At 33.2% G+C, this 16,039-nt stretch carries 18 protein-coding genes; 9 read left to right on the forward strand and 9 right to left on the reverse strand.

Annotated features, from left to right (window positions below; genetic code table 11):
• Window positions 1-252: 252 nt before the first annotated feature.
• Together H600_RS0103790 and H600_RS0103795 are read right to left on the reverse strand one after the other, a co-directional pair.
• Window positions 253-1,557, reverse strand: coding sequence for an ABC1 kinase family protein (locus H600_RS0103790; RefSeq protein WP_026727545.1), 1,305 nt, complete (start codon window positions 1,555-1,557; stop codon window positions 253-255).
• Entirely contained in the window at window positions 1,554-2,216 is a 663-nt protein-coding gene (locus H600_RS0103795) for a TetR family transcriptional regulator C-terminal domain-containing protein (protein ID WP_026727546.1), read from the reverse strand. The genes H600_RS0103790 and H600_RS0103795 overlap by 4 nt, the downstream gene beginning before the upstream one ends.
• Window positions 2,217-2,314: 98 nt before the next feature.
• On the opposite strand from H600_RS0103795, the gene H600_RS0103800 reads away from it, so the two are divergent.
• Window positions 2,315-3,226 (forward strand): TIGR01777 family oxidoreductase, encoded by a 912-nt coding sequence (locus H600_RS0103800; protein ID WP_026727547.1) that lies wholly within the window; start codon window positions 2,315-2,317, stop codon window positions 3,224-3,226.
• Between the two features lie 92 nt (window positions 3,227-3,318).
• Here the strand turns inward: H600_RS0103800 and H600_RS0103805 are convergent, their stop codons facing one another.
• From H600_RS0103805 to H600_RS0103815, 3 genes are all read right to left on the reverse strand, one after another.
• Entirely contained in the window at window positions 3,319-3,858 is a 540-nt protein-coding gene (locus H600_RS0103805; protein ID WP_026727548.1) for a YceI family protein, read from the reverse strand.
• Window positions 3,859-4,121: 263 nt separating this feature from the next.
• Window positions 4,122-4,670, reverse strand: coding sequence for an acyl-CoA thioesterase (locus H600_RS0103810; RefSeq protein ID WP_026727549.1), 549 nt, complete (start codon window positions 4,668-4,670; stop codon window positions 4,122-4,124).
• A 183-nt stretch (window positions 4,671-4,853) separates the two neighbouring features.
• Entirely contained in the window at window positions 4,854-6,227 is a 1,374-nt protein-coding gene (locus H600_RS0103815) for a DNA recombination protein RmuC (RefSeq protein ID WP_026727550.1), read from the reverse strand.
• A gap of 192 nt (window positions 6,228-6,419) precedes the next feature.
• Between H600_RS0103815 and H600_RS0103820 the strand changes: the two genes are divergently transcribed.
• Genes H600_RS0103820 through H600_RS0103840 form a run of 5 tightly spaced genes read left to right on the forward strand, consistent with a single transcriptional unit; the run spans window position 6,420 to window position 10,677 of the window.
• Entirely contained in the window at window positions 6,420-7,295 is an 876-nt protein-coding gene (locus tag H600_RS0103820) for a protease complex subunit PrcB family protein (RefSeq protein ID WP_026727551.1), read from the forward strand.
• Between the two features lie 7 nt (window positions 7,296-7,302).
• Complete coding sequence (locus tag H600_RS0103825; RefSeq protein ID WP_026727552.1) at window positions 7,303-7,701, forward strand: hypothetical protein; 399 nt, start codon at window positions 7,303-7,305, stop codon at window positions 7,699-7,701.
• Between the two features lie 50 nt (window positions 7,702-7,751).
• Window positions 7,752-8,303, forward strand: a complete 552-nt coding sequence (locus tag H600_RS0103830) for an RNA polymerase sigma factor (RefSeq protein ID WP_026727553.1) — start codon at window positions 7,752-7,754, stop codon at window positions 8,301-8,303.
• Window positions 8,300-10,060, forward strand: coding sequence for a hypothetical protein (locus tag H600_RS0103835; protein WP_026727554.1), 1,761 nt, complete (start codon window positions 8,300-8,302; stop codon window positions 10,058-10,060). Before H600_RS0103830 ends, H600_RS0103835 begins: the two co-directional genes overlap by 4 nt.
• A 56-nt stretch (window positions 10,061-10,116) precedes the next feature.
• Window positions 10,117-10,677, forward strand: coding sequence for a MepB family protein (locus H600_RS0103840; RefSeq protein WP_342446970.1), 561 nt, complete (start codon window positions 10,117-10,119; stop codon window positions 10,675-10,677).
• Window positions 10,678-10,732: 55 nt separating this feature from the next.
• Here the strand turns inward: H600_RS0103840 and H600_RS0103845 are convergent, their stop codons facing one another.
• Both H600_RS0103845 and H600_RS0103850 read right to left on the reverse strand, forming a co-directional pair.
• Window positions 10,733-11,485, reverse strand: a complete 753-nt coding sequence (locus tag H600_RS0103845) for an SDR family NAD(P)-dependent oxidoreductase (RefSeq protein WP_026727556.1) — start codon at window positions 11,483-11,485, stop codon at window positions 10,733-10,735.
• Between the two features lie 145 nt (window positions 11,486-11,630).
• Window positions 11,631-12,008: a hypothetical protein gene (locus tag H600_RS0103850; RefSeq protein WP_026727557.1), complete on the reverse strand. Its 378-nt coding sequence runs from the start codon at window positions 12,006-12,008 to the stop codon at window positions 11,631-11,633.
• Window positions 12,009-12,151: 143 nt separating this feature from the next.
• On the opposite strand from H600_RS0103850, the gene H600_RS0103855 reads away from it, so the two are divergent.
• From H600_RS0103855 to H600_RS0103865, 3 genes are all read left to right on the forward strand, one after another.
• Complete coding sequence (locus tag H600_RS0103855; protein WP_026727558.1) at window positions 12,152-12,349, forward strand: hypothetical protein; 198 nt, start codon at window positions 12,152-12,154, stop codon at window positions 12,347-12,349.
• A 56-nt stretch (window positions 12,350-12,405) separates the two neighbouring features.
• Window positions 12,406-12,972 carry a pseudouridine synthase gene (locus tag H600_RS0103860; RefSeq protein ID WP_026727559.1) on the forward strand — a complete coding sequence of 189 codons (567 nt, stop codon included), beginning with the start codon at window positions 12,406-12,408 and terminating at the stop codon, window positions 12,970-12,972.
• Window positions 12,973-13,063: 91 nt separating this feature from the next.
• The gene (locus H600_RS0103865; protein WP_026727560.1) at window positions 13,064-13,519 is read left to right on the forward strand and encodes a tRNA (cytidine(34)-2'-O)-methyltransferase; all 456 of its coding nucleotides are present in this window, start codon (window positions 13,064-13,066) and stop codon (window positions 13,517-13,519) included.
• Window positions 13,520-14,139: 620 nt separating this feature from the next.
• On the opposite strand, the gene H600_RS0103875 is transcribed toward H600_RS0103865, so the two are convergent.
• A complete protein-coding gene (locus H600_RS0103875; protein ID WP_026727562.1) occupies window positions 14,140-14,916 on the reverse strand; it encodes an ABC transporter ATP-binding protein in 777 nt (258 codons plus the stop codon).
• Window positions 14,917-15,009: 93 nt separating this feature from the next.
• On the reverse strand, window positions 15,010-16,038 hold the full coding sequence (locus H600_RS0103880) for a FecCD family ABC transporter permease (protein WP_026727563.1): 1,029 nt from the start codon (window positions 16,036-16,038) through the stop codon (window positions 15,010-15,012).
• Between the last annotated feature and the right edge of the window lies 1 nt (window position 16,039).

A 16,039-nucleotide genomic window follows, 5' to 3' on the forward strand; every position in this document is an offset into this window, starting at 1 on the left:
GGTTTCAAGTTTCAGGTTCAGGTTTTGCTGGACGTTTATCCGCAATCTTGTCATCTCGACGAAGGAGAGATCACACTCGCAAATCGCCAAAGATTGGCGACATTCTATATCGAGTTTCTAGTGTGATCTCTCCTTCGTCGAGATGACAAACTAAACGAAAAAAACTTTGTCAAAGTTTAAAACTTTGACAAAGTTCTAAGCTTAAAGTTAAGCCAACTTGAAACCTGAAATTTGAAACAAAAGAAACAATTCTTAATAATTCAAATAATTCTCCACCACAATTTTCGCTTTCAAATCGAACATTAAATTATAAAGTCCAAAGAAAGTACGATTCATATAAATAAAGTGCTTAGAACCTCTATTTCCGTTCATTTTTTTCAAGTTTGTATCTTCTGAAAAACGTTTTCCTAATTCAGCAATTGAATTGAAGAAAGTTTCATCGGCAAAATCGAAAGTTTCGTTTTGAAAAGGTCTCGTGAAAAGCGACAATAAATCGTGAAACATTTCAGTAAAATATTCAATTTCTGCAGGTGAATCATCTTCACGAAGAATTTCTAATTCGAACAGTTTTTTATTGAAAAGCTTTTCATCAGTAATCACATTTTTATTGATTAGCTCAAAATAAGGTGTATAAAATTCTTCTGGAATTTGTTTCATACAACCAAAATCCAAAGCAATCAACTGGTTTTGATCATCGACTAAAAAATTTCCAGGATGCGGATCTGCGTGCACTTTTCGCAAAACATGAATTTGGTACATATAAAAATCCCAAAGCGCCTGCCCTATTTTATCACCAACTTCTTGATCTGTATTTTTTGCTGTAAATTCAGAAAGATGAATTCCCGTCATCCAATCCATTGTTATGATTTTCTCTGACGAAAACTCTGGATAATAATTCGGAAAAATGATATTTTCTATTTTACTGCAGGCATCAACAACTTCTTGGCTTTGTTTTAATTCCAATAAATAGTTGGTTTCTTCAATCAATTTGTCTTCGACCTCCTTAAAATATTTATCCGAATCTTTTCCTTGCAGATTAAACATTCTGATAGCAATTGGTTTTACCAAAGCCAAATCAGATGAAATGCTGTTTGCAACGCCCGGATATTGAATTTTAACGGCCAGTTTTTTATTATTTTTCTTTGCCAAATGCACTTGACCGATACTCGCCGCGTTAATCGAATTTGGATTGAATTCGTCAAAAATTTCATAAGGCGTTTTTCCGAAATTGCTTTTAAAAGTTTTTAAAACCAACGGAGCAGAAAGCGGCGGAACAGAAAATTGCGAAAGCGAAAATTTCTCCACATAAGCCTGAGGCAAGAAATTCTTGTCCATACTTAACATTTGGGCGACTTTCAAGGCGCTTCCTTTTAAGCTTTTCAATCCGTCGTAAATATCTTCGGCATTATTTTCATTTAATTTATCTCGGGTCAAATCTGGATTTACAATTTTCTCGGCATAATGCTTTACATAGTTTACACCAATTTTTGCTCCAGTTTGAACTAATTTTCCGGCTCTCTCTATTTTTGAAGTTGGAATATAATCGATAGTTTTCATTGTTTGCTGTAGATTTTTTCTTTAAACAGAAATTTTCCTAGATCTATCAAATGATTCATTGGCGCGACATTCATTAATTCGAATGAAGCATTAACTGATTTTTCGATAAAAATATCGGTTTTCTCAAAAGCGGCAGATTCATCATCCATCCAGAATTTAATAGTCAACATTAACTGCAACCAAGCTGATTCCTGAATAGCGTTTTCTTGAAATTTTTGAAGTTTTTCCTGTTCTAATCTATAATCATCCGTCAGAATTTCAGAAACATATTCTTTAAAGCTATTTCTGAGCGAATTTAATTGCACTAAATTTTTAAGCGGATTTCTGTCGATTTTAAGTGATTGCAAAACATAGCTTCTGTTTGCTGTCAAAATCTCGAAGAAAGTATAGTAAAAACTCAGCATTTTATTCTTCATATCATATTGCTGATATTCTTCATTTTTGTGAAGCAGATTAACTGTGTTTTCAAAAAACAATCGGAATATTTCTTTTCCTAAACCTTCTAATGTTCCAAAAAAAGCATAAAACTCAGCTTCGGTAAAATCATTTTCTTTTGCAAAATGATAAACTGATTTTGGTTTTTGGCCTTTTTCTAGAACTTCATCCATATATTTTGAAACGATATCATCCTTGGTAATTACCTTTTTTTTAGTCGCCATTTTATTAAAATTTAGAATTTGCCTTAAAGGTAAGCATTGTTTAAGTACCTTTACTAATCCTTAAACAATATGCACTGTTAAATATATTATAAACTCTTATGGCTCAAAATGTTTTACTGACCGGCGGAAGTGGATTTGTTGGTAAACATCTGACCGATGTTCTTATCGACAATGGATTTTCAGTGTCTGTTTTAAGTCGTTCTGAACAAAAAGACACACCGTCAATAACGTATTACAAATGGGATTTGAAAAAGAATTTCGTTGAAAAAGAAGCTGTTTTAAAGGCAGATTATATTGTGCATCTTGCTGGCGAAGGAATCGTCGAAAAAAGATGGACAAAAAAGCGCAAAAAAGCAATTTTAGAAAGTCGCACAAAACCTATTGAACTCATCTATTCTGTTTTAAAAGAAAACAATAAAACAGTAAAAGCTTTTGTTTCTGCGTCTGCTATTGGGATTTATGGCGCTATAACAAGCCATAAAATTTGTACCGAAGAAACGCCTCCAGCAAATGATTTTTTAGGCACAACTTGCCAAGTTTGGGAAAATACCGTCGATAAAATAAACACATTAGGAATTAGAACGGTAAAAATCAGAACTGGAATTGTGTTTGGAAAAAATGAAGGTTTTCTAAAAAAAGTCGTTCCGAGTTTTAATTCTGGATTTGGTGCTGTTTTAGGAACCGGAAAACAATATTTGCCTTGGATTCATATTGATGATTTATCCGAAATTTATTTGAAGGCAATTACAGATGAAGGCATGCATGGCGCCTATAACGCCTGCATTACTGACAATACGACAAATGCAGGATTTTCAAAAACATTAGCTTCGATTTTAGGTTATTCGATTTGGATGCCTGCGATACCAGCTTTTTTCCTTAAAATTGCGCTTGGTGAAATGAGTCAGGCTGTTTTAAAAGGACAGCGAGTATCTTCTCAAAAAATACAAAAAACCGGATTTGAATTTCAATTCACTGATCTAGAAAAAACATTGCTGAATTGCCTGCATTAAAAAACGACTCAGATTCTACAAATTCTTGAGGCTTATGCTGCTACCCATTTATTTTAAATACCTAAAGAATTTGTAAAAATCTTCGTCATTTTTTATTTCATGATTCCTATCAAATCGGTCTGGACAGTTTTTGAAATTTTGTTGGCCACAACATAGGGAATTTCGATATTAAAATCTTCTACTGAAAGTGGGAAATTAGAAACAATCTGAATTCCTTCAGGAACTCTTTTCAATAATGCTTTTACGGTAATCATTTTTGATTTTCCATGCAGATACAATTTCCCTTTAATATCGTATTCTTTTTCAGTTTCATCTACATTTTTCAAATCAAATTTTTCTATTTTACCTTTAAAAACAGCTTTAGGATAACGATGGCTTTCGATGTAATTATCATTAAAATGCTCTTTCATCAAATCCATTTTAAATCTAAAATCTTTGATTACAACAGTACATATAAGCGTACTGGTTTCAGGTTCAAGAACAAGAGTTCCGAGCTTATTTACCGCTTTTACTTCTTCAAAAAAAGGAACTGAAGCTTCAAAATTTACAACCGCTGAATTGGTTTTAAATTTGTCTTGAGCGAGCAAAGAAAATGCAGTAAAAAGTAAAATTAATAAAGTAGTTCTTTTCATAATCGTCATCATTAAACAATTATGTCATTCGATTTTTTTATTTTAAGAAGAGAAAATCAGAACTTAAGATAATGGATAAAAAAATAGAATGGCAGTACTCCGTGAAATATTCCATAAACAAAAAATGTATACTTAAAGTTACGTAATTTCTCTGTAAAAACTTCTTGAACTATTGCTAAAAATTTGTGAATATTTAGAGTGTGAAATATAAGATGTGAAATGCGATATATTTCACATCTTACATTTCACATCTTACACATTTATTAGCTGATTTCTAAAAGCACATTATATTTTTCCAAACTTGCCAAATCTTCAATCGAACTAATGTTTGCGATTTTCTCATGCTCTTCGATTTCTTTTTTGATTTCGATGTGCTTAATAGCTTTTCTAAAACGACGCACCTCATCAAGATTCGACAAAATAAGTCCTGGAACCTGAACACTTTTTCCATCTTTATCTTTGGCAACCATGGTAAAATAAGATGAATTGCAATGTTTTACCACTCCTGTTTGAATATGTTCTGCCTCGACACGAATGCCTACAACCATTGAACTTCTTCCCACATAATTTACGGAAGCTTTCATAGTTACCAATTCACCTACTTCAATAGGTTTCAAAAAGTTCACTGTATCTACTGAAGCGGTTACACAGTAATTTCCGCAAAATTTTGATGCCGATGCAAAAGCAATCTGATCCAGTAATTGCAAAATATATCCTCCGTGGATTTTACCGCTAAAATTGGTATGCGATGGCAACATTAATTCTGATATACTAATCTTTGATGAAGAAACGGGTTTAAAATCTGTAGTCATGTTTTTGTTATTTGGTAAGTTTGTTATGATTTTTTAAACACATAGAATCATAGCACATTGAAAGCTTAAAAAAACGTTTCACTTGCATAAATTCGCATAACTTTCTATATGTGAGAAACAAGTTTCTTTCTTAGTTCTTTTAAAGACAAACTAAACCTATGTTTCTATGTGTTTAAATATTTTTTAATTTAAAAATTGATTTTCGTCTTCATTTGAAGCTCTTGCAATGATGTTTTCCGGAAGCGATTTTTTTGCCTTCGCTCCCATTTTTTTAAGTCTTTCAACGCTTGAAATCAGATTTCCTTTTCCGTCAACTAATTTGTTCATTGCGCTTTCATATTCAGTTTTCGTGTCTTTTATTTTGTTTCCAATACGGACTAAATCTGTCACAAAACCTTCAAATTTATCATATAATGCTCCCGCTTGTCTCGCAATTTCAAAAGCATTTTCTTGTTGTTTTTGATTGGTCCACATACTGTCGATTGTTCTTAAAGTAGCCAATAAGGTACTCGGAGTCACAATGACAATATTTTTGTCGAAAGCTCTATTATACAAGGTAGCATCTTCGTTTAGTGCAATGGCAAAAGCCGGTTCAATCGGAATAAAAAGCAATACAAAATCCGGACTTTCCATTTGATACAAATCGTGGTAATTTTTGTTTCCGAGTTGCTCTACATGTCTTTTTATAGAACTTACGTGTTCTTTCAGAAAATCAATTTTTAAGATTTCTGATTCTTCATTGATCCATTTTTCATAAGCCACCAGCGAAACTTTAGAATCGACAATCATTTTCTTTCCGTCAGGCAAATTGATCACAACATCAGGTAAAGCTCGAGCCCCTTCGGTATTGGTAAAACTCTGTTGCACTTCATACTCGCGTCCCTTTTCTAAGCCCGATTTTTCTAAAACACGTTCTAAAACTAACTCCCCCCAATTCCCTTGCATTTTTGTGTCGCCTTTTAAAGCTTTTGTCAAATTCAAGGTTTCCTTACTCATTTGCGCGTTCATTTCGCTTAAACCAATAATCTGCTGGCGCAAAGCCGCGTGATAATCAATACTTTCTTTATGGGTTTGTTCGACTTTTTTTTCAAATCCTTGAATTTTATCTTGTAATGGCAACAAAATGCTTTTCATATTTTCGCTGTTCTGCTCGGTAAATTTAGCCGACTTTTCTTCAAGGATTTTATTCGCCAGGTTTTCAAATTCTTTGGTGAATTTTTCCTGAAGTTCAGTGATTTCAATTTTCTGTTCTTTATGACGCTCCCACAAATTTTCAAAATCGACTTCTTTTTTTGATAGCTGAATTGCTAAACTGTCTTTCTCGGTTCTGATATTTTCTTTTTCAACATTAATTAATTGCAACTGCTTCTGAAAACTGTTTTTTTCATTTTCAAATTGCTCCTTCTGTAATTGTTGCTGATTGAAGTTGGCATTTAATCTTTCTTCCAAACTCACTTTTTCAGCCTGCGATTTAGCCGATGTCAATAGCTTTCCTAAGTAAATACCTAAAAAGAGAGCAACAATAAAAGCCAGTAGAATTGGGAAAAAGTCAAACATAACTAAGTTTTTTTTAAGTAAAAGTACGCAATAATACGTAGTTCTGATTTTTTAAAATTAAAATTTCACTAATTCGTGCACATTCTATATTAAAACAAACATTTTTAAAAAAAATCACAGAAAAAAACATTTTCAACGCAACCATTTTAAACCTCAGCCATCTACACAATATAACCTATTTAAAATAATATAATGAAAAAATTGATGTTGAGCTTGTTTATAGCTTTTGGATTGAGCGGGTGTTCGCTTGGAAATGATGATATAAATATGGACTGTGGTGCTAATACGGAGTTAGCATTTACAGGCTTTCCTCTTTTATGTAATTATTCTGTTAAAAATTACCCTGATAATCCTGTTGCTTTTGTAGTAATGTCAGAAGATAAAATGAATTCACTTTTCACGAAGCATGAAAATTCATGTCCCGTTGCCTCTGATCCGACTATCGATTTTACGAAAAATATGTTGGTTGGTGTTTTTGCTGGTGTAAAAGCGACAAGTGGCTATAATATTAAAATGACTTCGATTGTTCAAAACAACTGCGAAATTATAATCAGTTATTACGAAAGTGGTCCTCAATCTGGAGAAGCTACTTATTCAACTCCAACATATCCTTCGGATTTTATTGTAATTCCAAAATCGGCCAAAACAATCATTTTCAAAAAAACTACTGAAACTCCGGATAATATTATCATTGGAAGTTACTTTGGACAATGTACAGGTGCTGACTGTCAGAACTTTTATCAACTAAATGAATTTAATGTTTTGAAATTAACCAGTACTGCTCCAGGGAATTTCAATTTTGAGCAATCAGCTTATTCTGCTAAAACGAAAAGAGAAGAGTATACAGCATTTGGAAAAGTTATCCCTGCAGAAATTTTAAGCCTAAAAGGGCAAACTAAAACTTATGGTTCGCCAGATGCAGCAGATCAAGGTGGTATTTTCTTCCAATTGAAACAAGGCGCATCTATTACTAAAATATTTATTGACAACAACGATACAGCTGATCAAAGTGCTGATATCATCGCTTTCAAAAAAGCTATTAAAGATAAAATCACAAGTTTAAAATAATCTGATTATGAAAAAACACTTTTTATTTCTTATTGTCTTTGGGCTTTTCTCTACAGCTTATTCTATTGATTCATCAAACGTAAATTCGGGATCAATTGTGAATACTTGGATTTGGGAAAAGTCTGTTGGAGGGACCAGCAATCCTTACACGGCAACTCCAAAAACTGCAGGTTTTACCAAAAAAGTAATTTTTACTTCAAACGGAAGAGTTATCACCTATAAAAATGATGTCGAAATAAGAAACAACTCTTATGAAATAGGAAAAGGAATAGGTTTTTCTGATCATGCAGAACACGACCTGATTACCTTTGAAGGAAAAACATACGTAATCGAAAACCTTGACAATCAAAACCTAACCATTGTAAGCAATAATCAAGATGCGGCGCGTAGCATCTTTAAAAGATAGTTTTTTAAGATTTAAAAACTATTTTTGCAAAACCAAACAATACCACTTTTTTGAAAGACGATTTAGATAAATACATTAAGCAATGCATGCAGAATAACCGAGAAGGACAGCTGAAAATATACCAGCTGTTTTCTCCGGTTTTATATGGCATTTGTCTAAAGTATATGAAGAATGAAGATGATGCCAAAGATGTTTTTCAAGAAGCATTTGTAATCGTTTTTCAGAAAATAAGCCAATATAAATTTGAAGGAAGTTTTGAAGGCTGGATGAAACGGATTTTTATAAACAAACTCATTGAAACTTTAAATAAGAAGAAAAAAGAGAGTTTCTTTTTAGATGTTTTTGATCCTGATACTGATTTTATTGAAGAAGAAGAATTAGAAACGATTCCGATAGAAAAAGAGAAATTACTAGAATACATACGGGATTTACCCGATCAATACCGAACGGTTTTCAACTTATATGTTTTTGAGCATATGAAACATAAGGAAATAGCCGAGTTATTGAAGATTTCAGAAGGAACGTCAAAATCAAACCTAAATAGAGCCAAGGGCATTTTGCAGAAGAGGATTTTGAGCATAAAAAATTTTAAAACAGCATGAAGAAGCAAAAAATAGAAGATATTTTTTCATCATTGGAAGACTTTTCGAGTGTTCCACCGCCAGAATTATGGGCGGGTATTGAGGAAAAATTAGACCAACCTAAAAAGAAGAAAAGAGTTATTCTTTGGTGGTCGGCGGCAGCATGTTTGCTATTGTGCTTATCACTTCCGATGGTTTTGTCTAATTCTGGCAATAAAATTGGCACGGGGAATGCCGTAGAAAAAAACAATGTAGTTCTTGACGAAAATAAAAATGGCAAAAGTCAAACAAAACCGACTTCAACTGAGGATCAAAATTCAAAATCAAATAAAGATAGAATTGTAAATCCAGATTCAGAAAACAGTTCGAATCCAATTCAAAATACTAGTGTAAATCCACTTGAGGAAACTGCAGTTGCCAATGTTGATTCTCAAAAAGAAAACAAGACAAAAACCGCCGTTTCAAAATCAAATGTGGTAAACAGTAATACAAATGAGGCGGTTGCGATTAAGAATTATCCTTCTGGAAATCAAAATGGCTTTAATTCAGCAGATAAAAATCAATTTTCAGCTTCAGGAAATCAGAATTTGAATACTGAAAAAAGAAATTCGAATCAGGCTGTCGCAATAAAAAGTTATGTTGCTGGGAAACAAAATGGATTTAATTCAGCTGAAAAAAATCAATTTTCTGAAAATGAAAAAAGAAATCTAGACAAAGCTTTAGCAGAAAAAACTTTTACAGGCAAAAAAGCAAATTCATTTAATAATTCTTCTAAAAATCAACTTCCAAACTCGATTTTCGAAAGCAATCCGAATTCAAATTCAAACAATGTCGCTTTTAATTCGGCAAATAAAAATACAGGCAAAAATCAAGCTACAGTTTCTGAAAATAAAAATGAAACCATAATTAAGAATCAAAAATCAGAAAAAGCAATTGCTGAGAATATGCAAAAAAACAATTCAAAATTCAATGCTGCTTTGAGTAAGCAGGATTCTATACAATTAGCAGAGCTTCAAAATATTCATGATGGACTGGCTAATTTTATAGAACCCAGAAAAAAAGAAAAAGAGAAAGATTCAAAAACAAAAGCCGAAAAATGGGCGCTTCAAGTTTTTGCAGGTGTAGCGGGTTCAGAGAATTATAAAAATGATAAAACCCTAGGCAATGTTAACGATTCTAAACAAGGGAGCAGTTTTGGGGTAAAAACAAAATATAAACTCAACAAAAAATGGACTGTAGGTTCTGGGTTTAAAATAAATGAATTAGGGCAGAGTGTTGCAAATGTTTCTTATATTAGCACGAAAAATAATGCATTTTTAGGAACCAGCGATTATTTAGTTCAAAATGCAACGGTTCCGCAAATTGCAACAAACCAAGGTTATGTACTTGTGTCTAACAACACCAAAAATGCACTGAAAAGTGAAAACATTCAGAGTGGAAATTTAGATCAAAGCTTAAAATATATCGAAATGCCTCTGGAGGTCTCGTATGCTGTTTTTTCTAAAAACAAAGCAAGTGTTAGTTTAAATACTGGCGGTTTTGTTGGAAAATTAATTGCTAACAACATGGCTCTTGATGGAAACAAGATAGGTGAAAACGCAACCGCAAATGATTTTGTTTACGGTCCAACATTAAGCAGCACGGTACAATATCGCTTTTATAAAAAAACAAACATTTTTGTAGAACCAGCAATGAATTATTATATTAACCCTTTGAACAACCAATCTTTCAATCAATTCCAATGGGGATTGAATTTTGGATTGAATGTTTCATTTTAAAAATAGTATTAACCATTTAACCCCAAACCAACGTAACCCCCTAAACCTACATAATTTTGAAAACAAGCCTAAAAGCCAGTCTTCTCAAAATGATCGTAAAAAACCATTGGTCCAACCACAAATCTTTCCCCAAGGATTTAATTTTAGCCAAAGAATTGGTTTACGATTGCTTTGATTTTGATTGCACTCAGCCGCAACAAGAAAGCGAAAGCATTGATTATAGCGCTTACCGTTTCTTGATGAATGAAAAACATGTTTGTTATCGTGAGGCTAAAATTACGCCAGCAAAAACTGGCCAGTTTGTCACTTTGTGGAAACGCAGCAGACTTGGAGTCATCGAACCTTTTGATCATTCTGATGCTATCGATTTTGTTTTTGTAAGTGTTCGAAAAGATAATCTTTTGGGACAATTCATTTTTCCAAAAAATGTGCTACTGGAAAAAGCCATTTTTTCTTCAAAAACCCAAGAAGGAAAAAGAGCCATCAGAGTTTACCCGCCTTGGGATAAAACTGAGAGCAAACAAGCAAAAAAATCACAGCAATGGCAATTGGAATATTTTTACCCAATTGTTCCTGAACCTGATTTTGATGTTTTTAAAAAATTGATTTCCTATTAATACAAAAATGGCTGCCTATAAAATAGACAGCCATTTTTACTTTTATTGCTTAATTTTAGATTGCAGTATAACCTCCATCTGCAATAATATAACTTCCCGTCGTAAAGGACGATTTTTCAGAACTCAAAAACACAACCAAATCTGCAACTTCTTCAGCAGTTCCTAAACGATTCATTGATGCTTTTGCAGCAACGGCATCCATTAAATTCTGAGTCATATTATCTTTTAGCAATGCCGTTTCTATATAACCTGGACCAACCGCATTGCAACGAATATTCTTCAACGCATATTCGGCTGCTATATTTTTGGTCAAACCAACAACACCGTGTTTTGATGCTGTATAAGCAGGACTGTTTGGCGCTGCAACCTGACCGTGGATCGAAGCAATATTAACGATGCTTCCGCCACCATTTTTTTCCATTTGCTCTAATTGATATCTACAAGCATAAAACACACCGCTTAAATTAAGCGCGATTACGCGATCCCAAGCATCCGGCTCATACTCTCCTGTTGGTTTTGCTGGCCCGCCCATTCCTGCATTATTGCAGGCTATATCCAGGCGTCCGTATTTTGAAACCGCAACCTCAACCATATGCTTATTATCACTTGCACTCGACGAGTCGCCTTTGACAAAAAAAGCTTCACCTCCGCTGTCTTTAATCATTTTTACGGTTTCTTCACCATGTTCAACATTGATATCTGAAAGAACTACTTTTGCCCCTTCTCGGGCATAGGCTTCTGCAACTGCGCGTCCAATTCCGGAACCACCGCCTGATACAAAAGCTACTTTTTTTTCTAAAAGTCCCATACTATTACGATTTTAATTGTAGCTACAATTTACGAAGATATCCTTGTTTAGCAGGCCACAAAATACGAGTTTAGCATAACATTAACTTGGCATGCTAATAATATGTTATTTGATGATAAACTGACCGTTTTTCATGTTTTTTTTCTTATTTATTATCTTCATCCAATTTCATATTTCCACGATCTTCATGACTCTCAGGATTTGAATTCGAATAACGATTTGGTGTAATATCGGAATTTCTGTCTTTATTTTCGACCGTTTTCTTTGCTTCTTCCTCCGTTTCTACTCCTCTGTTTGCATTTGGATTATTTGGATTTATTTCACTTGGCATTTTCTTGATTTCTTCATTTACATTTCGAGCGCGATCAATTATTTCTTTTTCGCCATTTTCGTCTGTAACAACTTCTTTCTCCAGATTTGCTTTATCATATTTTGTGTCGTGCGATACATTTTTGCCTTTTGTCTCGTCTATATTTTTCTGGACTCCGTTTATCTTTTTTGTACCTAAATCATTCGTTTCCATACTATCTTCATTTAATATTGCTCATGTAATATTACGAATTCTCAATTCGAAAAAATTATCGTCTTAGATTGTCTTTTTTCATAATTACCACATGATGGAATTTTCTTACCTTTATTAAAAATAACGCAACAAACTTAATTATTATGAATTTCTTCAAAATCAAAACCAGTTGGTCAAATGCCGAATTTATTCCGATTAAATTATGCATGGCTTCTATTTATATTTTCATTGGAAGTTATTTTCATGAATTTTTCCAAAACTATTATACTCTTTTACTTATTGTTTTTGGTATAACCGTAATTTGGTTTGTGTATCAATGGTTGAAAAAAATGAAAGCATAAAACAAACTTTCTCTATTAATTTTCTCAAAGAAACTATCTTTGCAAAAAATTAAAAAATGCACAGACACTTCATTCTTTTTAAACCTTATGGCTACTTAAGCCAATTTATTTATGAATTAAAAAGAAAGAAAAAGCTTTTGGGCGAATTGCATGATTTTCCTGAAGGAACAATGGCAATTGGAAGACTTGATGAAGATTCTGAAGGTTTGCTTTTGCTGACTACCGACGGAATGGTAAGCGAACTGATAAGAAGCAAAAAAGTCGACAAGGAATATTATGTTCAAGTAGACGGAATCATTACGCAAGAAGCAATCGAACAATTGCAAAAAGGTGTCGAAATTGGTTTTGATGGTGGAAAATACAAAACAAAACCGTGCACTGCTTTTATCGTAACTGATGTTCCTGATTTTGGTCCAAGAGCAAAAAAGATAAGAGACGAGCGCCACGGCCCGACTTCTTGGGCTTCTATAACTATTAATGAAGGAAAGTTTCGTCAAGTTCGAAAAATGACTTCTGCAGTTGGTTTTCCAACACTTCGATTAGTTCGTGTACGAATTGGAAATGTATATTTGCAAAACCTAAAAGCTGGCGAAGTTCGCGAAGTTGATCAATTTGATAATTAGAGAATGTGGCAATTAGAAAATGAGATAATTTAATAATTATTTGAAAACTTAACTTATAACTCACAATTTATAATTCATAACTAAAAAAAAGATGTTAAACGTTGTTCTTGTTGAACCAGAAATACCAAACAATACCGGAAATATTGGAAGATTGTGCGTTGGCACAGAAAGCCGATTGCATTTGATTCACCCTTTTGGATTTGTCATTAATGATAAAAACTTGAAACGTTCTGGTTTGGATTATTGGGTGCATCTTGACGTAACGGAATATCAAAATGTAGAAGAATGGATTGCACAGATTCCAGATCATTCTCGTGTTTTTTTAATGAGTTCTCATTCTGATAAATCCTATTTAGAAAATGAATTTCAAGATGGCGACTGGTTAGTTTTCGGAAAAGAAAGTGTTGGCTTGAGTAAAGAATTTATGGCAAGATTCGAAAATCATTTAACCATTCCGATGTCTCCGCTTATTCGCAGTTTTAATATTGCAAATTCTGTTGCTTTTGTGGTTGGTGAGGCTAAAAGACAAATTGGTTTGAAAGTTTAATCGTTCATTTGTTTAACTGTTTAATCGAGGATTAAGAAATTTATATATGATTGAAAAATTATTGTTTAGTACCGAATTTATATTAGTAGATTTTTTTTCTGCTTATGGAATAATTACTATCGTTTGTTTATTTCTTTCAATATTTCTAAAAAATGAGATTCTCCAAAAAATCAACAGTCAATCAAACCTCTTCATTTCATTCATTGGAATTGTTTATTTAATCATCTTCCTACTTACATCAGTTGTTGAATTAAACATTTTAGATGAGGAAAGTAAAAATTATTTGCTTAACAGAATGTTTGGTCAATATTGGTTTGGCTTTTGGCTTCAACCATTACTTTGGTTTTCGATGAGCCAACTTCTTCGAATTAAATCAATTCAAAAAAACATCCTTCTAAAATTAATTTTCAGCTTTTTCTTTATTGTTTCAATTGAAAAAATAGTCATTATTATCACCTCTTTTCATCGTGACTATTTGCCAAGTTCTTGGACAATGACTTCAAGTTCTTATTCTTCAAATTTATTTCTTGAACTGTTAATCAAATTTTTAATTTTTCTAATTTCTGCAGGCATTTTTAGTATGATCAATCAGAAAATCAAAGAATGGAAAACAACAAAAACTAAGTCACAATAAACTTCCCTTTTTCAGCATCAAAAATAATATGTTCATCTTTGAATAAATTGCTGAAATTTCCGTTTGAAATTAAATTGCAAGGTTCATCTTGCACGATGTTTTCTGGCGTCATCATAATCATTTCATCGCTTAATTGAATCGCAAGATCAATATCGTGAGTTGAAAATAAAATGCATTTTTCAGTTTCTTGCGTTAGTTTTTTCAATAATTTGAACAAGGAAACTTTATGAAGCAAATCCAGATGTGTTGTAGGTTCATCCAAAATAATTAATGGCGTGTCTTGGGCCAAAGCTCTTGAAATTAAGACTTTCTGCAATTGTCCGTCACTTATTTCGAAATGTCTCTTTTTTGCTAAATGCGTAATTTGGGTCAATGCCAAAGCTTCGTTTACTTTAACAATATCTTCGGGTGTTAAAGTTCCAACCCAATTCGTGTAAGGCTGGCGACCCAATGCAACCAATTCAAAAACAGAAAGATTACTTGGAGGCAGTTTCTCAGTCAAAACCAAACTTAAATTCTGCGCTAATTCTAAAGGTTTGTATGCCGAAATGTTTTTTTCATTCAAATAAACATTTCCTGACAATGGTTTCTGGATTCCGGTAATTGTGCGCAATAAAGTAGATTTTCCGATTCCGTTTGCTCCAATCAAAGTGATAAGTTTTCCTGATGCTAAACTTAGATTTAGATTTTCAGCAATGGTCGTAACTCCTTTCTTGGATTTATATCCGATATTTAAATTTGAAGTTGTTAAAATATTTTTCATTTTTAAAGATGCTAAGATTCTAAGTTGCTGAGACACTAAGTTTTTTAAAACAGTGAAAATCTGTTTAATCCGATTAATCTGTGACCAAAAAAATCATTGAAAATTTCTTTTTCGGACTAAAAGCCAAATGACAACCGGCGCGCCAATTATAGAGGTAACCGCATTTATTGGAAGCGTTACGTCAAAGCCTGGCATTTGAGAAACGATATCACAAAACAACATTATTATAGATCCATAAAACAAAGTACTCCAGAATAATATGGTATGATTACTCGTTTGAAAAGTCAATTTTGCAATATGTGGCACTGCTATGCCAATAAAAGCTACTGGTCCAGCAAAGGCTGTTATTGCTCCAGATAATATGCTTGTTGCAAATATGATTATTAATCTCGCTTGCTTAAAATTTAATCCCATACTTTTGGCGTAGTTTTCACCAAGAAGCAAAGCATTCAACGATTTGATACTTTTGACACTTAAAAGCAATCCAATTCCAACGCAAACTGTCAAAATCACAATGTTTGTCCACGAAAGATTTCCAAGATTCCCCATTGACCAAAAGGTAAATTTCTGAAGCTGTTCTGCTGTACTGAAATAACTCAAAACACTAACAATCGATGTTGTAAAACTTCCGAACATTAAACCAATAATCAAAATTGCCATTGTATCGCGTAATTTCTGCGAAACCCACAAAACTAGGAACAAAACTAATATACTCCCCAAGGTTGATGCTAAAACAATTCCGTAAGACGATAAAGCTATTATACTTAGAAATGAAGGCAGAAATCCTGCTCCTAAAATAACAAAAGCAACACCAAGACTTGCTCCAGAACTTAACCCCAAAACATCAGGACCTGCAAGCGGATTTCGAAATAATGTCTGCATCAAAAGTCCGCTGATCGAGAGTCCGGTTCCTACCAAAACCGCCGTAATCGCTTTGGGCAAACGGTAATTAATGATTATGTATTCCCACGTTGATTTTGTTGCCTGCCCGCCAGTTAAACTTGTAAAAACTTCTTTTAACGGAATTGTTACAGATCCTAAACTAATGCTCGCAAAAAACATGAGTAAAAGTCCGAGAGACAAAACCACAAATAAAATGGTATTTCGTTTTTTGTTTGCCAAT

The organism is Flavobacterium denitrificans DSM 15936 (genome assembly GCF_000425445.1).
Classification (GTDB): Bacteria; Bacteroidota; Bacteroidia; order Flavobacteriales; family Flavobacteriaceae; genus Flavobacterium; species Flavobacterium denitrificans.

Coding starts and splice junctions, on each gene's coding strand:
- H600_RS0103790 (WP_026727545.1), bottom strand. CDS start 1,557: ATGAAAACTATCGATTATATTCCAACTTCAAAAATAGAGAGAGCCGGA.
- H600_RS0103795 (WP_026727546.1), bottom strand. CDS start 2,216: ATGGCGACTAAAAAAAAGGTAATTACCAAGGATGATATCGTTTCAAAA.
- H600_RS0103800 (WP_026727547.1), top strand. CDS start 2,315: ATGGCTCAAAATGTTTTACTGACCGGCGGAAGTGGATTTGTTGGTAAA.
- H600_RS0103805 (WP_026727548.1), bottom strand. CDS start 3,858: ATGAAAAGAACTACTTTATTAATTTTACTTTTTACTGCATTTTCTTTG.
- H600_RS0103810 (WP_026727549.1), bottom strand. CDS start 4,670: ATGACTACAGATTTTAAACCCGTTTCTTCATCAAAGATTAGTATATCA.
- H600_RS0103815 (WP_026727550.1), bottom strand. CDS start 6,227: ATGTTTGACTTTTTCCCAATTCTACTGGCTTTTATTGTTGCTCTCTTT.
- H600_RS0103820 (WP_026727551.1), top strand. CDS start 6,420: ATGAAAAAATTGATGTTGAGCTTGTTTATAGCTTTTGGATTGAGCGGG.
- H600_RS0103825 (WP_026727552.1), top strand. CDS start 7,303: ATGAAAAAACACTTTTTATTTCTTATTGTCTTTGGGCTTTTCTCTACA.
- H600_RS0103835 (WP_026727554.1), top strand. CDS start 8,300: ATGAAGAAGCAAAAAATAGAAGATATTTTTTCATCATTGGAAGACTTT.
- H600_RS0103845 (WP_026727556.1), bottom strand. CDS start 11,485: ATGGGACTTTTAGAAAAAAAAGTAGCTTTTGTATCAGGCGGTGGTTCC.
- H600_RS0103850 (WP_026727557.1), bottom strand. CDS start 12,008: ATGGAAACGAATGATTTAGGTACAAAAAAGATAAACGGAGTCCAGAAA.
- H600_RS0103855 (WP_026727558.1), top strand. CDS start 12,152: ATGAATTTCTTCAAAATCAAAACCAGTTGGTCAAATGCCGAATTTATT.
- H600_RS0103860 (WP_026727559.1), top strand. CDS start 12,406: ATGCACAGACACTTCATTCTTTTTAAACCTTATGGCTACTTAAGCCAA.
- H600_RS0103865 (WP_026727560.1), top strand. CDS start 13,064: ATGTTAAACGTTGTTCTTGTTGAACCAGAAATACCAAACAATACCGGA.
- H600_RS0103875 (WP_026727562.1), bottom strand. CDS start 14,916: ATGAAAAATATTTTAACAACTTCAAATTTAAATATCGGATATAAATCC.